This is a genomic window from Xanthomonas maliensis, assembly GCF_009192945.1.
Taxonomy (GTDB): Bacteria; Pseudomonadota; Gammaproteobacteria; order Xanthomonadales; family Xanthomonadaceae; genus Xanthomonas; species Xanthomonas maliensis.
Map to the genome: position 1 here is coordinate 1 of NZ_NSET01000123.1, position 989 is coordinate 989.

1 protein-coding gene is annotated in these 989 nt (G+C 60.8%); it reads left to right on the forward strand.

Annotation, left to right across the window (positions count from 1 at the left end; translation table 11 throughout):
• Positions 1-279: 279 nt before the first annotated feature.
• Positions 280-756 (forward strand): AraC family transcriptional regulator, encoded by a 477-nt coding sequence (locus tag CKY51_RS22195; RefSeq protein ID WP_052172121.1) that lies wholly within the window; start codon positions 280-282, stop codon positions 754-756.
• Positions 757-989: the final 233 nt, after the last annotated feature.

The window sequence follows — 989 nt, forward strand, 5'->3', positions numbered from 1 at the left end:
TTGGTGCCTCAACGGCATATCTATGCAAAAAGCTGAACTTCCCGCGAAGGATGCGAGTAGACCATGGGGTACATCCCACGTTGTCCTACGCGGCAAGCTTGGTCCCAAAGGCAGCTATGGCGGGCTTGGTCGCTGCAAACATGTCCTTACTGTCACGGAGATAGTTGAGATCACCAACATGAGAGGGCAAGGTGAATAGGCAGCGTCCTAACTATTCATTCAAGCCGATGCCGCTTCGCGGCACGGCTTACTCAGGCATTAGGCCTCATAAGGAGCATCATGGACGTTCGGATCGTCGAGTTCCCTGAAACGAACGTGGCCGCGATCGAACATCACGGCCCGCCAGCGCTCGAATACGAGACTTCCAAACGCCTGATCCAATGGCGTGTTCGCAATGGCGTTTCGCCCCAGCAGGCGCGCACCTTCGGCATCCACTACACCGACCCCACCCGGGTTGCGCCAAGTGAACACCGGGTGGACTTCTGCGTGTCCTACGAGGGCCCCGTTGCGCCCAATGAGGAAGGCGTCGTAGCCAAAGTCATTCCCCGCCTGCGGTGTGCGGTGGCTCGGCACCTCGGCTCGCGGCGTCGCAACACGACGGCCGAATACCTCGGCCGGGTTTGGCTTCCTGGCGGTGGCGAGGTGGCCGGGGCGTTCCCCATGTTCTTCCACTACGTCAATGTCGGCCCCAACGTCCAGGAGCACGAGATGATCACGGATGTGTACCTGCCGCTGGGGTCGATTGCTGAGGGCTAACAATACGTGCAAGCCTACGCCGCTTCGCGGCGCGGCGTCATTCAGGTGTTAGGCAGTGGTCGAGCAAATCAGTTGGTTGGCCCGGCCTCGGGCGGCCAGCTTGCATGCAGGCGGTCGGCTCCGGGCGTCTCATCACCGTTGCTGGTTGCGGTAAGTTAGGTGCTTCGTCCTTGTCCGTCATTGCCGCGCTACGCTCGTTGCACTTGGCTTCGGTGGCAGCACGCATCGGTGCG